Below are 19,810 nucleotides of genomic sequence, written 5' to 3'. Positions count from 1 at the left end.
ATGTATAATATCAGGTTGAAAATTTATTTTCATCAACAGATTTATAATATCTTTGGATTTTTTAAAATAATTTAAACTAAAACTTAAAATTCCATTAATATTGAAATATTTTCTTCTTAATATTGGATAATCTATGATATATGTTTTTATTCCCTCTCCCCTTAATTTATTTGCTAAAATACCATTAGAAGGAAGAATAACTACAGGATTAAATTTTTTTTTGTCAAGACCTGACACAAGTTCTAAAAGTATTTTATCGGCACCGTACATTTCAGCACCAGCATGTAAATAGAGAATATTTATCATATAGTCCTAACCCCTTAAGAATTTATCTTCATAGGAATTACTAATTAACCCCCAAGAATAGTTCTCACTTATTCTTTGATTTGCCTTGCTTGAATATAATTCAAAACTTTCTTGAGAAAAATTAACTACTGTTTCTAGTAACTGTTCAAGTGAATTGTCTTTTTTATTCCAATACAAGGCTGCATTCAAAGCAACTTCCTTATTAAACCCTACATCATATAAAAGATTAACTCTTGTACTTGCAAGAGCCTCTAATAATGATGGATTGGTTCCTCCCACTGAATGTCCATGAATATAAGCCAAAGCGTGTTCACGAATAAATTTGAGTAACTGCTGATCATATACTGTCCCAACAAATTTTATTCGCGAATCTTTATCAAAATGAGTTTTTTCTTTTAATTCATTATAGAATTTATTTCTTTCAACATTGGTTATAATTACTAAATCATTTTCGACATTGCTGCTCATAAATTCTCGAATCATTGTTTCAAAATTATTTTCTGGCACAAAGCGGCCGACTATTAAGAAATATTGATCAAATTTAATACCGAATTTACTAAACCACTCTTCTACAACCCTGTCTTTTTCACTTAAGCTGGATTTTGTTACATCTGCTCCATATGCAATAAAAGTTGTTTGTGGATTATATTTCTTATATTCAGTATGAATATATTTCTCTATTGTTTTACTATCACAAATTAAAAGATCTGCATTTTTGACCATCAAACGTTCCGAAATTTTCCAATACTCACGAACTGGTTTTGACCATTTTGCTCTTTTCCATTCGTGTCCATCGGGATTAACCCATACTTTGAAACCAAATCGATGAAATTTAGAAACATAACTATGAATAAAAGGTCCTATTCTGCACGCTAAAATGTAAATTATACCATTTTGATAACTACGACTTTTAATCGTTTCTAATGCCCAGTTCAGTGCCTTCAAATCATAAACAATCGCTTTAGCTCCACCAATATTAGGTATTGCTATTTCATGACATTCAGCACCATGATACTCATAATTTTTTGTTTTCTTATCAAACGTCATACAAGCAACATGATATTTAATATTTTTATTTACTTGACGAGACACTAAGTTGTCAACAAAAGTTTCAAATCCACCATATTTAGCTGGTATGCCCTTCGAACCAACAATGAATACGTGCTTCACAATAAAAAACTCCAATCAGTTATTCTTAAAAATATCTCTAGTGTAAACTTTTAAAGCTACATCTGCCAATTCCTTGGCAAAGCGATTAGCAATAATCACTTTAGATTGGCTCTTAAACTTTGCTAAATCATTGACCACTTGGCTGCCAAAGAATGTTTCACCATTTTTTAAGGTCGGCTCATAAATTATTACCTTAACGCCCTTTGCTTTCAGCCGCTTCATCACACCTTGAATACTGCTTTGCCGGAAATTATCACTGTTAGATTTCATGGTTAAGCGATAAACTCCAACCGTGATCTGGTTTTCTTTTTGCGGGTTAAATTGATTATCCTCGTTATAACTGTAGTAACCGGCTTTTTTCAAAACTTGATCAGCAATAAAATCTTTGCGCGTATCGTTTGATTTGACGATGGCTTCGATCAAATTTTGCGGCACATCCTGGTAGTTAGCCAACAGTTGTTTCGTATCTTTGGGCAGACAATAGCCACCATAACCAAATGATGGGTTATTATAATGTGTTCCGATTCGCGGATCCAAGCAAACACCATCAATGATCTCTTCCGGATTTAAGTCCTTGCTTTCAGCATAAGTATCAAGCTCGTTGAAGTAGCTGACCCGCAAAGCTAAGTAAGTGTTAGCAAACAGTTTGACTGCCTCAGCTTCGGTCAAGCCCATGAACAAAGTTTTAATGTTTGCTTTAACTGCTCCTTCTTGCAGTAAACCGGCAAAAGTATGGGCTGCTTGAACTGATTTAGGATCGCTTGGATTATTGCCGACAACGATTCGTGACGGATATAAATTATCGTATAAAGCATGACCTTCACGTAAGAACTCTGGACTAAACAATATTTTATCTGAATCAAACTTTTCCCTGACCGATTTAGTATAGCCGACTGGGATCGTTGATTTGATGACCATGTAAGCTCGCGGATTGTATTGCATTACTAATTTGATAACCGCCTCAACCGCTGAAGTATTAAAATAATTCTTCTCGCTGTCATAATTGGTTGGCGTCGCAATGATCACAAAATCGGCATCAGCATAAGCTTGTTTGGCATCCAGGGTTGCTTGCAACTTTAAATTCTTATTTGCCAAAAAGTCTTCGATCTCCTGATCAACAATTGGTGATTTGTGATGGTTAATCAAATTAACTTTTTCTGGAATAATATCGACTGCTGTGACTTGATGGTGCTGTGCTAATAAACAGGAAAGACTCAAACCAACATAACCTGTACCGGCAACTGCAATTTTCATTTTCGTAAACCTCTTCTAGTATGCCCCATTCGGAAACACCATAATTTTAATTGTTTTGAACATAATTTCTAAATCATATAACAAACTGCTCTTTTTAATATACTCTAAATCTAATTCAACCATCTCATGAAAACCAACATCATTCCGTGCGCTAACCTGCCACAGCCCAGTGCAGCCTGGTACCACATAAAGACGTTGTTTATCATAGTCGCTATATTCTTGAACCTCTTTCGGCAGTGGCGGGCGCGGTCCCACTAAACTCATATCACCAGCTAAGACGTTGAATAACTGCGGTAATTCGTCAATGCTATAACGTCTGATAAAATGGCCAACTTTGGTGACGCGCGGATCATGTTTCATCTTAAACATCGCGCCTTCAACTTCATTAAATTTCTGCAGTTCTTTTAATTTCTTTTCAGCATCAACACACATTGAGCGGAATTTATACATCATGAACCTTCTACCGTTGCGACCGACTCTTTCCTGGCGATAAAAGACTGGGCCATTTTTATCATCCAGTTTAATGGCTGCTGCCACGATTAAGAATAATGGTGAGAGCGCAATTAAGCCACAACCGCTTAACACGATATCGGATAAACGCTTAAAGCCATGGTAAACATGACGATGTTCAATTTTGTTTTTATCTAACGTCAGTGGTTGCTCATCGTCCAAATCATACTCCAACATTCCATGCCCTCCCTGCCAGCAAAACATTTAAGTTCATTTTAACAAAATCTTAAACTTAATTAAATACCAAATTTAAATATAATTAAATACGTAAAAATTAATTCTCCCTTATGTAAACGTGCTCTATTCTTGAAATTGGTTCATTTATAACCCTTAATAGGCTAAAATAATGAATTTTAGGATTTAAAAATTAACTATTGCGTAAAATTTAATTTGTCAAAAAATTGGTAACCAGCTGACTCAATTGAGTTAGCATAGAATTTCGTTTGAATGAGCTGGTTGAATATTTGCACCTATTTTTGATTAGTCCCTAAAAAAATGCTGGCCTAACCTGGTCAGCATTTTTACACAACTTTTAAGCGCTTTCATCTTTTGCTAATCTAATAATTCTTGTCTCCGGATGATTTCATGGCTAGCTCGCTCGACTTCTTCTTTCTTAACCTTCTCTTGATAAGCTGCTTCTAAACTAAACGTAATTAGTTCCATCCGAACTTCCCCGACCATTACTGACGGTGAGAAGAGTTTCGCTTGATCAATGTTTTTAAGACTTTCCTGATAGAGTTTGGTCTGTGACAAATTCTGAAACTGAGCTTTCATCCATCTCCAAACATGATATTGTTCGATTAGCACGCATTGGGCATCTTTTAATTGCTGCTCAAAAATATGCTTCCTAACTGGCAAGGAAATCGTTAACGGACGCTTCATGAATTCATCGAGCTTCAAATACAAAGTCCGGCCATCAGCAGAATAAAAATATTTATCAATCAAATAATGCATCCCTAGCCAGGTGGTTGAATGTTGCGTGGCCCCCCCAATTGGCACGAACATTATTTCACCGAGCACATAATTCAAGGACTTGACCCGACCGTGACTTAAACGCTGATAAGCCCGGGTAACCGACAAACCAAAGGGGCTAACTGTCATCCATTGATTGAGTAGCCATTTAGTAGGCTTATCAGTGACAATTAATTCTTGATGTTGATCGATAATCAACGATTTGTAACGCGGATCAATCGCCTGTTTATGACAATCAATCACCATAATAGTTGTTTTACCAGCAATACTGGCATTTTGGTCAAAGCGCGCCGCCTGTTGAAGCTGTTGCAGCAGCTGCTCAAATCCCTCATTTGGGCAGTTAAGCATAACCTTTCATCACTCCCAAGATAAAATAGTTGAGATTAATTTTTAAAAAACTAATCTAAAAATATAATAAATTATTGCAAACAAATTTGCAACAACAAATTTTGCTCTAGCCTAAACTGCTATTAGTTCTAGCTTGTTAGCGCTTAAAAAATTAGTTAATTTAAAAGGGTTCTTGGCCGAGAATTATCAATTTTTTAACAAGGAGTAACCATTTATGAAAGATTTTAACGATTTATCAACTGATAATAAATTTTTTTCACCCAGCGACTACCAACTCTTACGGGGGGTTTTGAAAAACATCGGTATTACCCCGCAACAAGATCTCTATCAAGATCTATTGCAAGAAGGTGCGATCATTTTGCTCAAGGCCCGCCAAGCTAAAGCCCAGCAAGGCAAGGCCGGCAGCTACAACAACAATTACTATTTTCAGCTGCTTAGATGGCGGCTGCTTGATATCTTGCGCCACCAGCAGCGGATTAAAGTCGACAGTTTCAGTCTAGAAAAGGCGCAGGAAAGTGATGAAGATTCGAATCCCTTTGAAGTTTCTGATCCGCACGCGGACTGTTTTACTGATGATCTCTTAGCTGGGGAGCTCGCCAAGCAGTTGTGGCAAAAATGTACCGCAAATGAACAATTATACCTGAGCTATCGTTTACAGGATTTGCCAATGAGGGAAATCGCCGAGCGATGTGGTGTCACCCGCCAAACGTTATACAATTGGCGCAAAGGTTTGATGAAAAAAATGGCCGCCATTTGCGGAGAACTGGACAAGGATTCTGACGCAAGCAAAAAAACCAGTCATCAAGACTAGCTCGTTAAGGTAAAAAGTCAGAATTGCGGTGTAAAGTCAAGCAGTTTCAAAAGCAATCTAAATAAAAATCAAATTTTGCCTGACCGCTAAAATTGAACAACTGCTTTATGGCTTAATGTACTGGTAGCCAGCTGCTTGTTTTTCGGCCAATTCGACTACTCCAGCCGGCACGATCGTCACACCAGCCACCAATCGCTCCGGTTTGATGGCCAGACCATTCAAGGCATTTTGACAAACTGCCAGTGTCACGTTTTCACCAGCTGCTAGAATCTCTGTTACTGCAGTTGGGGCCTGATGACTGCCCTGCGCTGTCGCTTCAACGGCCGGACCATTAACCAAGACTTCAACCCGGACAGACTGCTGCTGATCAGCATAATAGTTCAGTAGATTTTTAACGTTGCCAGCGACCATTGGCCATTTGGCTGGCTCATCGATATGGAAAATAACTTGCATTAAAATGACCTCGCTTTCAGTTTATCTTAATTATCCAGCATGACAGCGGGCTTAGCAACTATTTGAACTGCCAAAAAACCGGCTAGAAAACACCCTAGCCGGTTTTATTACTAATTATAATTTAATTTGACCGATTGGCTCGCCTGCCAAACGTTTGCCACTGGAGAGTTCAAGACTCGCCCGATCTGAAACATCAGTGAAAATCACTAAAACTTCAGTTGAGTAACCAGCTTGCTGGATTTGATTAAGATCAAACGTTCCAATTCGTTGGCCAATGTCTAAAATCTCGCCAACCTTGATCTTCAAATCAAAAGGAGCTCCTTTCAAATTGACCGTATCAACGCCTAAATGAAGCAAGGCTTCGATGCCATTGGCCATTTTCAAACCAATGGCATGCTTTGTATCGGCAATCATCACGACTTTGCCTGCTACCGGACTAACCAATTGACCAGCTTCAGGAAAGATAACCAAGCCATCCCCCAATTTTCGTGTCGCAAACAGCTGATCGGATGACTGACTGATATCGGCCACTTCGCCGCTAACAGGTGAAACTAGGGTATTATCAGCTTTCAACTGTTTCTTTTTTAAGAATCCAAACATGCTGCTCCTCCTTTCAAATTCCAAACTGTTCCATTAATTTTCGCTGAACCACCATGGCTGGCAACAAACGTTCGTGTCTGCTCAGCTGCCGGAAAGATTCGGGCAGAAAAGACAACCGCCCCGTCCTGCAAGAAGATCTCGACTGACGAAGTATCGACCAAAATCTGCAGATGCAGCTGCTTGCCAAATTTAAAGTGGCGGCTGCGCGTCTGACCATATTCTTCAGCAAAACTGATTCCGCTTCGTTTTCGTGACAAACGGCAGACTTGCTGAGCCTGATCAATGATCAGCCGCGTGTACTGGCTATCATCGGCATTCGCACGCAAATCTAAAATCAGTTGCTGACAATCATGAAGGTCAACCTGCAAATCAAACTCTTGAGCGGCCTGCTTAGCCAGCGGCAATTTAGTCAACTCGCTGACTGATTGGTCGATCATTGTCGCCTGTCCCCGCAAAGCTTGCAATTCACGCGCTGGCTGCTGGTAGAGATGGTCATGCTTAACACTTAATTCACGTGGAATCGTTAAGCAGCCGGAGTAGTGATATTTAACGGTCGGATATTCAATCTCTGAAATTCCAAACCAGCCATACATTATCCGCCGCTGATCAGGAGTTTGAAAAGTCTGAGTCGCATAAAAATCAAAGCCAGCATCAAGTTCCTGGAACGCTCCATGTTCAAATTCCAAGCTTTGATAATCGAGTGGCTGGCCGATCAAGCAGCCAGTCTGATAAATATTCTGGTACTTCTCGCCCTGAGGTAATAATCCCTGGGGGCTGAACAGCAAGACCCCCTGCCCATTTAGTTCAAAATAATCAGGGCATTCCCACATATAGCCGAAATGCGGTTCGTGGGTTTGAATTTCACCAAACTTTTCCCATTTGGTCAAATCATGACCCTGAGTCTTAATCAGTTTAGCGGTGCCGGTTAGGTTCTGGCGCTGCGCCCCTAAAACAGCATAGTAGTCGCCTTGGTGCTCCCAGATTTTAGGATCACGAAAGTGACCCGTACAATCAGGAAAACTATCAGTAATCAATGGCTGTTTCAGCTTGGTGATCACATTTTTCCGATCCATCCAAGCCCCCACCTGGTATGGCAGCCGACGCCAGTCATCGAGCGACTGGGTATTGGTCCACGTATTGCCGGTATAAATCAGAAACAAGCGCTCGCCAACTGGAATCGCACTGCCAGAATAGGTACCATGCTTATCCCACTGGCAGTCACTTTCAATCCCGGGGCCGAGATCCTGCCAATGGACTAGATCTTTAGAGGCCAGATGATACCAGCCATGATGCCAAATCTTCGGATTGTCCTTAAATGCCAGCGGAGTCCATTGGTAGAATAGATGATACTGGCCGTTAAAATAACTTAGGCCATTCGGATCATTCAAAAATCCGGACTTGGGTTCAAGATGAAACTGCTGGCGAAAAGGGCTGGCGGCCGTCAGCTGTTCTTCAGTCCTAACAATTGCTGGTGAAACTTGACTGAGGTGTTTGACCATATTTTGAAATTGTTCAGCACGACTAACCATTCTCTCACTCCCTTGCTTCTTAAACTGCTTTAGCTTGTTTTCTCATAAAGAATTTGCCGATGATAATTGTAAAGAACATCCCAACAAGGACACCGACTAAGTTGACCAGAATATAGTTCAGATAACCGTTATTTTCTGGCGCAGCGATTGCAATGCCTGGCAAGCCAGTTGTCCCAAAAGAAATTGCTGTCAACTTAGTCAGGTAAGTTACCGCTGCAGCAAACGCACCGCCGATACAACCACCGATCAATGGATAGCGGTTTTTAATATTAATTCCGAACAAAGCCGGCTCTGAAATACCAAACAAAATGGAGAAGAAAGCACCAGCACCAATTTCTTGTGCCTTTTTATTCTTCCAATTCAACAGCATATAGCCTAAGACGCCGCCGCCTTGACCCATCAGTGAACCAGAAAAGAGCGGATTTAAGAAATCATATTTGGTAGTTGCAATCAACTGTGCTTCAACCGCCCCAAACATATTATGAAGACCGGTAATCACTATCAGCTGCTGGACACCGCCAAAAATAATATAACCGAAAATACCAAATGCTTTCGACATCCAAACTAAGCCATTCGTAATCCAGGTTGATAAGGTAACCCCAACTGGTCCAATAATCATAAATAGCAAGAAACTCGAAACTAAGATCGTCAACATTGGTGCCAGCACAAATTGAATGACCCCTGGCAACTTTTTCTGGAAATAGTTATCCAATTTAGCGACGATATAGCCCATGATCAAGGCAACAATAATCTGACCGCTGAAACTGGTCAGTGACAAATGCCAGCCAAAGATATTCGCAATCAGCGCTTTAGCAGCTCCAGTTTTAACATCCGCCATTGCTGGCAAACTTGATGACATCATGACCGTTCCAATGGCTAGTCCCATCACCGGCCGACCTTGATAACGTTTAGTTGCCGCATAGCAGACCAACAATGGCAACATGGCAAAAATTCCAGAGGCACCAAGGTTGATAATCGTTGAAATCCCGCTTAAACCAGGGATCGCTTGGATCAATGACTGATCACCAATGATTTTTTGGGTAAAAATGTTATTCAAACCAATTAAAATACCACCAGCTAAGATTCCTGGCAGAATATCAGAGAAAACACCGGTCAGATCATCAATAAAACGGGAGAACCAGCTTTTTCCCTGATCCTTGTCATTAGTGGTAACTTGGGCAACTGAATCTGCTTCAGCACTTTGCGCCGGAATCCCAGTATATTTAATGAAGAAGGCAGTCACCTCATCAACTAAACCGGCTCCAAATATAATCTGGAGCTGATTGCGATTAATGTTGACCCCCTTGGCCAAATCAAGGTCCGCTAATTTTTCTTTATCGACTTTGCTAGGATCCTTCAAATTAATTCGTAAACGTGTTGCACAGTGAAATGCTTCAATGGCATTCTCTTTGCCACCAATTGCTGGTAGTATATTATCAGCTATTTTCTTATAAGTACTACTGTCATGTTTCATTTTGGTTAACCTCCTGTTGATGGTTAAAGTCTTCAATTGGTAAGATAACTGCAGTTTTCTTAACGGTTTCATTATAGAATTGATAAACGTTTGACAATATAGTATAATGTTGCCAAGATATAGAAATATATTGCATTTATGAAAGGGTGTTCAAAACGGAAGGCTTTTATGCATTTAACAATCCCAACTATAATCCTTACCTCTACCTATCATCTGGTGGCATTGATCAGACCAAGCCACGCCATGTTTATGGTCCCGCTGGTCGTTCCGGCTATATGATCCATTATGTTAAAAGCGGTATTGGTTATTTCACTAGCAACAACAAGGTTTACCGGCTGAAAGCCGGAGCTTTTTTCTTCATTGAACCAGGGAAAATCATTAAAATGAAAGCTGATGCCCAAGATCCCTGGACCTTGCAGTGGATCAGATTCACTGGTAAATTAGCTGGAATTTATATGAGAAGAATCAACATTAGCTACCAAGATCCGATTTTTTTTGTCAGTAATCAACATGCTCAGATCATTTTGGATAATTTACTTGAGATTCTGGAACTGTCACATATGGATCACGAAAATGATTTCATTTTTGAATCCAAATTATTGGCAATTCTTGATCAATTGGCGATTATGTATCCACAAGCCAAAATCAAAAATAAAAATACCCCGAATAAGATTTTTACTCAGGGAATCCAATTTATCCATAATAATTTTGAAACACCAATCACGATTGAAAACGTGGTCGATTATCTGTCAGTTGATCGAACCTATTTATTTAAACTCTTTAAAAAAGAACTCGGGATCAGTCCACAAAAGTACTTGATCAAATGCCGAATTCGTAAAGCCCGCCAATTATTGAGCACGACTGACAACCCGATCAATGTCGTGGCCAACTCCTGTGGTTACGTTAATTCACTGCACTTTTCCCGCTCGTTCAAGCATTACACTAATCTTTCACCAAGTCAATATCGTCAGCAATATCGCCAGCCGCCACAATAGTAAGTATCTGTATACCGTTCAGCCAAAGGTACGGAATATCTGACCAACAAACAATTGATGATTTACTTGGCGGACACCAGCAACCAAGTTGATAGTCCGTTTGCCAACCAAAAAATAGTCATTTTAGAGTTCAATTGGTGGGCAAATTAACTGATAATTAACGTGGCTGACGTGCTTGGCGTGGCAGCAAGGGGGCAAAAGGACGATGCGGTTCGCTTTGGTACCAATAAGCCACACTGGCTATGTCATCTTGACGTTCAAACAGCTGCCGATCATCATTGCCCAGATCCTGGTAAGTAACACGCAAATGCCGCTGAAAAGCAATTGGATCTAACAGATGCCAACGATAGAGTCCATGCATCGGCAATGCATCATTTCCAAAAGCATGTGGTGAGTCGTCATGATAATTATCCCGAGTATGGTCGTGCTTGGACTGGAAAGGATATCCAGAAAACAAACTGCTATAAGTCTCCGCCACCGGCAACTGACCGGATTCTTGATGATTGAAGGCCCAAGCACCGCCAAAATAATCCTCGGTCCCCGTTGAGGTGATTGTCGGGAACTGATCATCATGATCAAGATAAAACTTAAATTCACCTTCACCCCACCAATAACGTTCCAGCGCGCACACCGCTAAATAAGTCCCAACATAATATCCATGGCCGATCAAATTATCAAGCACCAGGTAATCCTGCCCCTTTTGGTTGACTGCCTGACGATTCCATTTGGCATGAAAATACAGCTGTTCCGTGGGCTTGGGTTCCGTCAACGCGTAATCAAATGCATAAAAAACATTTTCTATAGTCTGGGGATGCTCATTAGTCAAAGTAATTCGGGCACTTTTTTTGAAGGGCATTTGAAAATAGCAATTCATACCCAAAGTTGGATTGACTGCAATCGGCAGTGAATTGACCCGACAGGGCGTACCAAAACCGCAGCAGAAGAAATCCCCAAGTGGGCATTCAACTGACGGCTCGCTCTCGCCATCCCAATACATCCGTAGCACCAGGTCACGCAAAACAAAGCTGCCGCTTGCGGTTGCGGTTGGCACCGTCAGCCAGATATGGCGAATGACACCAGTGGCTTGAATATTAACCAGCTCCAGCGTTTGTCCGGCTTGAATTGACACACACGGCCTTCCCTTGCGGCTAGGTCCAAGGTGACTGGCTGTTTTGGCTGCTTGCCCGGATGCTCCACTCGGATTCTCTGGTGTGATCGTCCGAGACTGTTCGTGTTTAAAAATCAATAAATCATCTAAAACTCCCATTAGTTAGTCGCTCCTTTTTAATAAATAATTAGTGTTCTTTCATCGTCTAGTCACTAATACGTCATTACGGCTAAAACTTCAAACTTTGGCGCTTGCGGGTAATAAAAGTGATCAGCGATGCAACTAAAGCTTTCAAGCTAGCAACCAGAATTCAAAATTCCGTTCAATCCTGGCCTGATGCCAATGAGTGTGCAGCTGAAATTAGCTGCCAATTTCAGTTAAAAATCAAAACATTTCTATGTAACTAGTTAACGGAAAAGCTCTGATCATTTTTCAGCAATCGCAGCGACATCAGGTCAAAAATTAGAACAGCCAGTCCCAGTAGAAGATAAGATTTGCTAAAGCCAAAATAATCATAGGATTTACCCATTACGATCGATAAAACAATCTGACTGAGCTGCCGGGAAAACTGAAAGCCAAACAGATACAAGATTGATGAGAGACGCAATTCAAAGTTTTGGTTCAAATACTTGAAAATTGCAACCAGAATCAGCGGAATTTCAAAAGCTTCGGCTAGTTTCATCAATGCCAGCCAAACTGGTCCACCAGTGATCCCAGAAAGCATAATCCGAATTGCCATCACCAGGCCAGCTAAAATCAGTGAATTTTTGCTGCCCAGATACTTGACAAGCTTGGGAGCCAGAAACATCATGCTGGCCTCTAAAATAACCTGGCCGGCATTGACACATCCGAAAATCTGTTCACCACGACTGGCTGAGGCAAATAAGCTGGCAAAATACGTTGGGTACTGTTGATCATACAAATTGTAAGCGCAACTGACCCCGACAGAATAAAAGACCAGTTTCCAAAAGTCTGATTGCTGCAATAAACTGCCAAAATCTCTTAATGAAACAGGCTTAACCTTTCTTCCAGGCGAAAAGTCTGGTTCGATCTTAACGCTTAAGATCACAAGCAGCATCAATAAAGCAGCCAGCGAAGCAAGCCAAAAGTTCAAGTCAGGATTCAAGCTGAATAGATTGCCTGCAAAAAAGGCACTGGCAGCCCAACCTAAGGAGCCCCACATGCGAGTTGGACCATATTCAAAACTGTATTTAAGACTCAACTTTTGTGAATATGACTCAAGTGCACTCGAACCAGCTTGAAAGCCAACTCCAACAAACAAACCGCCAACTACTGAACCCAACAGCAGATTAAAACGCAGCATTTGTCCGTAGATCATGGAAAAAAACGGTCCAGCAAAAATCAGCAGTAATGCTAAGATTATCAGAATGTGTTTTTTCAAGCCGATTATGTCTAAGATATAACCGTAAATTGGCTGAGCCAAAAGTGTGACCGCTGCATTGACCCCGAAAACAACACCGGTTTCAAAATTACTTAAGCCAACTGTTTGACTCAGCCAAACTGAGTATAGCGAATAGCAAGCCGCAAAACCAAAGAAAAACAGAAAGAAATAACAACTGATCGCCCAATAAACTCTTTTATTTTCCATCATCAACCATCCCAACGAACTTGATCTTAAAAAGAAGAATCTTGCTAAATTATAGAGGATAACCGTAAGATGTCAACAAAGGCTTAGGCAACATTTATCAATGTTAAAAATACATATTCGCTCAACAGCAAGGAAAATTGCTTTCTTTTTAGAAACAAAATGCTATATAAATTTGTTAATCCAACTTTAAAGAATAAATTTTTTTCGTGAAGAAAAGCTTAAAATATATTGCAAATTGCCTTTCCAGTGGCCTGCTAACTGGCAGCAAGCACCTAAAAACTGATTGTCCATTATTAATACCATTGCAGCGATCATAGTATCTCAGCATCAAGACTAGGCATCTGGTTATAAGTTAAGCTGAATTTAGTTCTTTGAAAATTCTAGCTGTCAAAATAAAAAAGCCCCCGCTACAGAGGACTTCTTGCTTCCTAATTGGAAGAGGAACTAAATTATTTAGTTGAACTCTTGCTTTGCTGCTGGATCTTGCTCAACTGCTGGTATTGCCCCAACATCCATTGCACGAAATCTTTGCCTTTTGGCATCGTTTCAGTAACTGACAGAACGGGAACGTTATACTGCTTAGCTAATTTGACTAAACTGGCAACCGTCTTATCAGTTGCTTGCGTATTTTGAACAAAGAAAGCGATCTTATGTTCCTTGATATCAGTTTGCATCTGGCGAATATCTTTCGGTGATGGATCGATTCCCTTTTCAACTGAAGCAGCGAAATCGGTATTGTTTTCACGATAACCCAACTCACTCAGTGCATAATCGAAGACCGGTTCACTGACATCAACTAACTGCTGGTGGCTGTTTTTGCTTAAAGCCTGAACTTTAGCTGAGATCCGCTTAAGTTGTTTGAGATAAGCCTGGGCATTTTTTTGGAAATAAGCTTTGTTTTTCGGCTGCAGTTTGCTGAATTTCTTTACCAAATACTTGACCAGTTTCGGCATCGTTTGCGTATTGTACCACAAATGCGGATTATCGCCCGTCTTTTTATTCATGACATCTTCCCCAACCCGCACAACCGTGGCTGATTTATTATTCTTCGCCAGCTTGCTCATCCAAGTATCATAACCGATTCCATTATAGATGATTACATCAGCCTGACTGACCTCCTTGGAAACTCCGCTGGTCGGCTGATACTCATGGGGATCAATGCTTGGTTTATTGATCACCGAAGTTACCGTCCCTTTATCGCCCAAAACGCGTTTGGCAGCTTCACCATAAAAATCAACTGATGAAACGACGTGAATCTTTTGCTGAGACTTAGGACTGCTAGTCGAATTGCTGCAAGCTGCCAAGCTAACACCAATCATTAATCCGACCGCTAACAAGCCGAATATATGTAACAATTTTTGCTTCAAAATCAAAACTCCCTTTCAGATAGTAATTATTACTATTTGATTATAACAAACTCAGCTAATTTGTAAACAGTAATCGTTACTCTTTATTAAATCCTAAAAAAATTAGCAGACTTGTAACTATTTGCTTGGTTAGAATTTAATCGCCTGCTCCGTTGCTCAGACACTTTTTAAGCTTGGTGGGCAATCTTGTATTTAAAAAATCCCATTAAGTTGGACTAACTCCACCAAACTGAAAAACCCAGTTCAATTAATTTTTAATTGAACTGGGTTTATTCGCTGACTAGCGATGATTTTAACGCTGCTATTTGATTTTAGTCATAAAACTGCTTTTGGCGAGATACTGCTTGCCAGCCGTAATATCATACTGAACTAACTGATAATCATGATACAGTCTTTTTGCTTAGCTGACAGTGAATCGTAAGCAACGACATTGCCATGAGAATTAACAAATTCAGCATTTGAATTATAACTGTTGGTCCCATTGTTGAACGAATTAACCGTGATTGCTGGCAAATCTTGATGGATCTTGGTTAAAAGCGCATTATAGGCCGAAACCTTTGAGTTAGACTGCTCCAACGACATCGCGATGAAATCAGACGGATCGACATAATTCGTTTTAGACGACTGATTCTTACTGATGCCCATCCCATGCTGACGCGCATACTTATTTGAATAGATAAAATAATCTGTTTGATGCAGCAGCAACCCATACTTACTCATCGAATCCCCGCTATAAATTCCCGGCAGATGATCACCGTACCACACGAGCGTGATTGGCTTTTTAATCTGATTCAGTTTCTTAATGAAAGCCTTCAAATATTGGTCAGTATAGCTGACCCCAGTGGCAAAATCTTCGGCACTGGCCTTGGCATCCGCATCAGCAACTGCTCGGCCGCTGACACTGAAACCGCGACTATTATAATAGTTCTTATCATAGGGATAATGATTTTGCATGGTAATTAGATTAATGAACTGGCCGCCTGACTTACGGTTGACCTGATCGATGGCATTATCATAAGCGGTCTGATCCGACAAGTACTGGCTGCGGTCAATCCGATGCTGATGCTTAATCCGATACTTGCTGCCCAAATAATAAAAGCGATTAAAACCAAACTTTTGATAAACTTCTTGCCGATTATAGTAAACACCAAGATAAGGATGAATTGCCGTTGAGTAGTTGAAGCTCTGATTAAAAGCTGGGGCTTTCTTAAGCTTAGCAACAATTTGCGTATAAGGCGTTGGCAGTGTCGCTGAAAAATTACTCATTGAAAAACCGGTCAAAGCCATATATTCCATATTAGCTGTTCCGCCGCCGTATCCGGAACTCATCATTAACCCAGAAGTTGTTTTTAATTTCAAATTGCGCAAATATGGCATTGGATCTTTATTAATTGTCATCTGTGGCACGCGTTCTGGATCGGCGAAACTTTCACTCAAGGTAAAAATAAAAGTCTGCTGGCTGGGATCATTTTTTCGCGTTTGATTAATTTGAGCGGCCACCTTTTGATATTTACGAGCAATCTGCTGCATTTTCGCGCGACTATAGCCCGCTGGCCGATCCATAACTTTAACGTCGACATTATTCAAAAACTGCAAGACCGCCCCATTTTTCTGGGCGCCGACCGGCTGATTGTAAAACATCGGGTCATTGCCAAGTAACGATGACATAACCTGAACCGGCGATTTTTGATGATTTAAGAAGAAAGTTCCGCTCAAAAACAGCAGACTGATCCCCAGCCAAATGGATCTTTTACGCCAGCTGCGGCGAGTAACCCGATGCCGGCGGTCACAAAAGATCGCCACTGCCAACGCCAAAATGACAACCGCTCCCCCGGCAATGACGACCGCCAGATTGACCATCCCCAAAAGACTGAAGGTAGCTTTGAGCATTGTCAAATCACTAGGTAAAACTGGTTCATCCCGAATCTGCAGTTTCGAGCGACTGATCAAAGAAAAAATTAGATAGAACAGTGAAGTGATCGTCAAAGCTGTCCAGTAATTATCAAACAGAATAAATCGAAGAATCATCAACAGTGCCGTCAACAGCAAAACGTTTAACAAAATTACTGGAAAACGGATAAAAAAAGTATAGACAAAAATATTACTGGTTAACGCCGTACTTGGGCTAATCTGGAAGCTGGTGTTCATTATTAGCATCGACGCAGCCGCCACCAGATAAAGCCAGCCAAAAACTAACAGCTGGCGCCGAGACTTTTGCCAGAACTTCTTGAACAGCTGTGGCAAATTAACAACTTGATCCAGCCAGCCAACTAGCGTCTGCTGCTGGAGCCACGAGCTCATTGGCTCCAGCAGTTTAGCTGTCAACCAGCGCAACCCCCCATTCAAGCCCCAAATGAGCAGTGGGAAAATGATGGCTTCCGCCAGTGCAAAAATCAATTTGATTGAGCCAAGATGATTGCTGTTCCATTTGTTGTTGATATTAAAAATCGTACTGTACAGCAAATAACCATCACTGACTGCTAAAGCTCCCAAGATTAAATCAGTAATTTTTTTCAAGCGAACTGTCGCTAACTTACTTGCGACTGGTTCAAATTTTTGCCAGAACACGATTGCTAAACAAACTGCTACCAAAAGATTAACGGCTGAAGCTGAATTGGAAAAACGACCGGCAGTTGCCAAACTGACAGCTTTGGCATAGGAAATATACGGCATCAAGCCATTCAAAATAACTGAAATCAGCCAGCTGCCGGCTGCTATTAACCAAAGCTTGCTTGAATGTGGCAACGGATGAGCTGCTAAGAAATAATGCAAGGCAACTCCCAGCAAGTATAAATAACAGCCAAAGAGCACCGTATTGCCACTGCCAAAGCCAAAAAGATCCGCATTAAAAATCGTTGGCAAAACAGCCAGCAGACCAAAAACCGTCAAAACTCGTTTAACTGGCTGTTGATCGAGCACCTGCTTAAATGCCGGCTGCAAAACTTGAGCTAAAAAAATCCCACTGATTACTGGATACGCATTCCGAGTCATCGGCAAAAACGCCGAGAAAAAATTACTGAGACTATCCGACTGAAAAACAAACAACGCAATTAACAGCCAAACAGCCGCGAACAAAACCAGATACAGCCACTCTTGGACCAACTGTTTGAGTGAAAAACGCTGCTTAGCTAATAAAAAGCCCAGCATGAGTACCACCAGTGGTAAAGCAAGCGATGTCGTGGCACGGGCAATGTTCATAGCGGCATATAAAAATGACGGTCGGGTTGCCTGCGATAAAACCGTTGATCCGGCATTCCAAAAAAGACTATTCAGCAGCAAAAAGCTGACACCGCCAAAAATGACCAGCCCGAATAGCCTAACTCTTTTGATTTGCTTTGTTTGCATTTTCTACATCCTAACTTTATTAATTTTCAATAATCTGAACAGCAGATTAAATATAATTGTAGCGTAAAATTGTGAATAAAAAATGAAAATTTTGTCAGTAGCTGGCTTAGAGGCAATATATTGCTCGTTTACTTACTAATCTAAAGTTAAATCCATTCAAGCATTAGATTTTCACTTTCGATTCTTAAGATATGTTTTGAAAACTAGAAACTGGTTTTTAAAATACTTTTATTCATCTAAATTAGGTCTTGCATGATAAAATGTATTCAATGGAGGTGCCGTTGAATGTTAAAAAATGAAAATTTACAGTCAAATACCTTGCAAAAACTTGCAGAACGAATTCGTGAAGATATTAAATTTATCCGTAGTCACCATGTTGATTATGGCTTTTTAAATGAAACAGTTAACGAGGACCTCAGATGGCTGGGTCAAATTGTTAATGATACCGACTTGATTGATCGCAAGGAATTAGGCGAATTTTATGATATTTTTATCTATCAGCTGCAATATTTAATTGATTCGCGGCCGACGATTCACACTTTGGAACGCTTGGATGATCTCTTAGATGAAACTTTCAAGCAGCAGTTGGAAAAGCGAACTGAATGAGTTGCTTAGTTAGCTTAGCTTCATCCTAAAAAAATAATTTTAAGCACTGAGCAAAAACAGCTCCTAATATCTTTAACGATATCAGAAGCTGTTTTTTGATTCCTGCTGGTTAAAGAGTTGCCAAGCCCTCAACCATTAACTGTTAAATCAGCCTTAAAGTTCAAAAGCATCGATGTAGACAGTCAGCAACACTTTGGGCATTATTGCCGCGAAAAAGCGATCTTTTCCAAAGAATAGCCAGCTTAATAATCCAGCTATATTAATTCAACTTGCCAATTAAACAATTTTATGGAGCAGTATTACTTGAAAAAAGTAACTTGCAATTAGCGACTTGACTTAATCATAGAGTTTCGGCTGCCGCTGCTTAGCTGATGGCAGTTGTCGGCGAACGGCTTTGATGCGTGCCAAATCAATCTCGGTTACCACTAATTGGGAATCTGCTCCAGCCTGCGCAATCGGCACACCCAGCGGATCAATTACCATGCTATCGCCAATGCAATCATCGCTGGTTGGCAAATTGCAGTCAGCAACAAAAACGGTATTTTCCAAAGCACGCGCACTCAGCAAAGTCTGCCAATGGCGTTCCTTGAGAGCTCCGCGATACCAAGCGGCTGGGATGATCAGCAAATCAGCAGCATGTAAGGCCTGGTAACGCGCAATTTCAGGAAAGCGCAGCTCATAACAGACAAACAAACCAATTCGACCAAATGGCGTTGCCAGCGGTTTGAATAAATGTTTACCTGGCGCGACAGTTTGCGATTCTTTGACGCCAAAAGCATCATAGAGATGGGTCTTATAATAAGTTCCTTGAATTTGGCCCTCATTATCAACCACAATGACCGCATTCTTGACCCGCTGATCCTTCGAACTAGTCGGTGCTTGCCGCATCCCAAAAATGATCCAAAGCTGCAAATCATCCGCCAATTCGCGCATCCCGTTAACAAAATTACCATCGAGCGGCTGAGCATGCGCTAACGTCGGCCCCAGTTTGGCATCAGCAGCTAACGTGCTCATAAACATTTCCGGGAAAACCAATAGTTGTGCACCAGCCTGTTGAGCTTGATGCGCATAATTCCGGGCAGTTTCCAAATTTTCTAAGTAATTTTCAGTTGCTGGTGCTTGGGCTAAAGCGATTTTAAATTTCATTGATCCACCCTCATGACTTCCTTATTGCATTAAATATAGCACAAAAGCCAGCTGGCACCCAAAAAATCAGTTAATATTTTTAAATTTAATGATCTTGCGTGGATATTTGCCGCTCACATATTGATACAAAGCTTGTAAAACAGCCCGCTTACCTTCGTCGACTTCCTTGCGACATTCCGCCTGTAAAATTTGTGGGTCGATCCCTTT

At 40.8% G+C, this 19,810-nt stretch carries 16 protein-coding genes and 1 pseudogene; 3 read left to right on the top strand and 14 right to left on the bottom strand.

Features of this window, described 5'->3' with window-relative positions:
• The 5 genes and pseudogenes from ON15_RS01430 to ON15_RS01410 all read right to left on the bottom strand — a co-directional run.
• A pseudogene (locus tag ON15_RS01430) lies at positions 1-306 on the bottom strand (glycosyltransferase family 4 protein); the annotation flags it as partial.
• A gap of 6 nt (positions 307-312) precedes the next feature.
• Positions 313-1,476: a beta 1-4 rhamnosyltransferase Cps2T gene (gene cps2T / locus ON15_RS01425; RefSeq protein WP_010579689.1), complete on the bottom strand. Its 1,164-nt coding sequence runs from the start codon at positions 1,474-1,476 to the stop codon at positions 313-315.
• A gap of 15 nt (positions 1,477-1,491) precedes the next feature.
• Positions 1,492-2,730, bottom strand: a complete 1,239-nt coding sequence (locus tag ON15_RS01420; protein WP_010579688.1) for a nucleotide sugar dehydrogenase — start codon at positions 2,728-2,730, stop codon at positions 1,492-1,494.
• A gap of 15 nt (positions 2,731-2,745) precedes the next feature.
• Positions 2,746-3,417, bottom strand: a complete 672-nt coding sequence (locus ON15_RS01415) for a sugar transferase (protein ID WP_010579687.1) — start codon at positions 3,415-3,417, stop codon at positions 2,746-2,748.
• A 375-nt stretch (positions 3,418-3,792) separates the two neighbouring features.
• Entirely contained in the window at positions 3,793-4,560 is a 768-nt protein-coding gene (locus ON15_RS01410) for a hypothetical protein (RefSeq protein WP_010579686.1), read from the bottom strand.
• Positions 4,561-4,774: 214 nt separating this feature from the next.
• Here ON15_RS01410 and ON15_RS01405 point away from each other — a divergent pair, with 214 nt between their 5' ends.
• Positions 4,775-5,371 carry a sigma-70 family RNA polymerase sigma factor gene (locus ON15_RS01405; RefSeq protein ID WP_010579685.1) on the top strand — a complete coding sequence of 199 codons (597 nt, stop codon included), beginning with the start codon at positions 4,775-4,777 and terminating at the stop codon, positions 5,369-5,371.
• Positions 5,372-5,476: 105 nt separating this feature from the next.
• On the opposite strand, the gene ON15_RS01400 is transcribed toward ON15_RS01405, so the two are convergent.
• The 4 genes from ON15_RS01400 to ON15_RS01385 all read right to left on the bottom strand — a co-directional run bounded on the left by ON15_RS01400 (position 5,477) and on the right by ON15_RS01385 (position 9,427).
• Complete coding sequence (locus ON15_RS01400; protein ID WP_010579684.1) at positions 5,477-5,824, bottom strand: DsrE family protein; 348 nt, start codon at positions 5,822-5,824, stop codon at positions 5,477-5,479.
• A 114-nt stretch (positions 5,825-5,938) separates the two neighbouring features.
• On the bottom strand, positions 5,939-6,424 hold the full coding sequence (locus ON15_RS01395) for a PTS sugar transporter subunit IIA (RefSeq protein ID WP_010579683.1): 486 nt from the start codon (positions 6,422-6,424) through the stop codon (positions 5,939-5,941).
• Positions 6,409-7,953 carry a glycoside hydrolase family 32 protein gene (locus ON15_RS01390; protein ID WP_010579682.1) on the bottom strand — a complete coding sequence of 515 codons (1,545 nt, stop codon included), beginning with the start codon at positions 7,951-7,953 and terminating at the stop codon, positions 6,409-6,411. The genes ON15_RS01395 and ON15_RS01390 overlap by 16 nt, the downstream gene beginning before the upstream one ends.
• Before the next feature lie 19 nt (positions 7,954-7,972).
• Positions 7,973-9,427 carry a PTS transporter subunit EIIC gene (locus ON15_RS01385; RefSeq protein ID WP_010579681.1) on the bottom strand — a complete coding sequence of 485 codons (1,455 nt, stop codon included), beginning with the start codon at positions 9,425-9,427 and terminating at the stop codon, positions 7,973-7,975.
• 146 nt (positions 9,428-9,573) lie between these two features.
• Between ON15_RS01385 and ON15_RS01380 the strand changes: the two genes are divergently transcribed.
• Positions 9,574-10,422, top strand: coding sequence for an AraC family transcriptional regulator (locus ON15_RS01380; protein ID WP_010579680.1), 849 nt, complete (start codon positions 9,574-9,576; stop codon positions 10,420-10,422).
• A gap of 157 nt (positions 10,423-10,579) precedes the next feature.
• On the opposite strand, the gene ON15_RS01375 is transcribed toward ON15_RS01380, so the two are convergent.
• From ON15_RS01375 to ON15_RS01360, 4 genes are all read right to left on the bottom strand, one after another.
• On the bottom strand, positions 10,580-11,689 hold the full coding sequence (locus ON15_RS01375) for a glycoside hydrolase family 172 protein (protein WP_010579679.1): 1,110 nt from the start codon (positions 11,687-11,689) through the stop codon (positions 10,580-10,582).
• 244 nt (positions 11,690-11,933) lie between these two features.
• Positions 11,934-13,139 carry an oligosaccharide MFS transporter gene (locus tag ON15_RS01370; protein ID WP_010579678.1) on the bottom strand — a complete coding sequence of 402 codons (1,206 nt, stop codon included), beginning with the start codon at positions 13,137-13,139 and terminating at the stop codon, positions 11,934-11,936.
• A 449-nt stretch (positions 13,140-13,588) separates the two neighbouring features.
• Positions 13,589-14,506: a metal ABC transporter solute-binding protein gene (locus tag ON15_RS01365; RefSeq protein WP_010579677.1), complete on the bottom strand. Its 918-nt coding sequence runs from the start codon at positions 14,504-14,506 to the stop codon at positions 13,589-13,591.
• A gap of 369 nt (positions 14,507-14,875) precedes the next feature.
• On the bottom strand, positions 14,876-17,851 hold the full coding sequence (locus tag ON15_RS01360) for an LTA synthase family protein (RefSeq protein ID WP_010579676.1): 2,976 nt from the start codon (positions 17,849-17,851) through the stop codon (positions 14,876-14,878).
• Between the two features lie 285 nt (positions 17,852-18,136).
• On the opposite strand from ON15_RS01360, the gene ON15_RS01355 reads away from it, so the two are divergent.
• Positions 18,137-18,457: a hypothetical protein gene (locus ON15_RS01355; RefSeq protein ID WP_010579675.1), complete on the top strand. Its 321-nt coding sequence runs from the start codon at positions 18,137-18,139 to the stop codon at positions 18,455-18,457.
• A gap of 336 nt (positions 18,458-18,793) precedes the next feature.
• Here ON15_RS01355 and ON15_RS01350 read toward each other — a convergent pair whose 3' ends face one another.
• Positions 18,794-19,603, bottom strand: a complete 810-nt coding sequence (locus tag ON15_RS01350; protein ID WP_010579674.1) for a carbon-nitrogen hydrolase family protein — start codon at positions 19,601-19,603, stop codon at positions 18,794-18,796.
• Positions 19,604-19,810: the final 207 nt, after the last annotated feature.

The sequence above is a fragment of the Liquorilactobacillus vini DSM 20605 genome (assembly GCF_000255495.1).
Classification (GTDB): domain Bacteria; phylum Bacillota; class Bacilli; order Lactobacillales; family Lactobacillaceae; genus Liquorilactobacillus; species Liquorilactobacillus vini.
Note: the sequence above shows the minus strand (reverse complement) of the source record. Positions and strands in the feature narration are given on the sequence as shown.